Raw genomic sequence first — 276 nt, 5'->3', positions numbered from 1 at the left:
CCTACCGATACATCCGTATCAGTTCCTCGTAAATCGTTATAAGCAAGATTCGTTGACCATTTAAGGGCGGAATTATGTAATATTTTCACGGTCACACCATTCCCTCCGCTTCCCCAAAGCATAGCTGCATTTCCTGTAATACGAACCAGCCCAGTTTGAGGTGCTACCCACTTGCGGACCGAGCTGGTATTCGGGGAAGGGTGTTGCCAGTTGGACGCTACCACAAGCCAAGGCTGCGATCCCTGCCAAAACTGATTCAGATTGTCCCACACCATA

At 49.3% G+C, this 276-nt stretch carries 1 protein-coding gene; it reads right to left on the bottom strand.

Going from position 1 to position 276, the window contains the following annotated elements; all coding sequences use genetic code 11:
- Positions 1 to 276: hypothetical protein (locus tag LRL21_RS47485; protein ID WP_240422245.1), on the bottom strand; the 276-nt coding region annotated here is incomplete at both ends.

The sequence above is a fragment of the Paenibacillus periandrae genome, from assembly GCF_022458865.1.
GTDB lineage: Bacteria > Bacillota > Bacilli > Paenibacillales > NBRC-103111 > Paenibacillus_S > Paenibacillus_S periandrae.
This window is presented reverse-complemented; position numbering and strand designations above follow the sequence as displayed.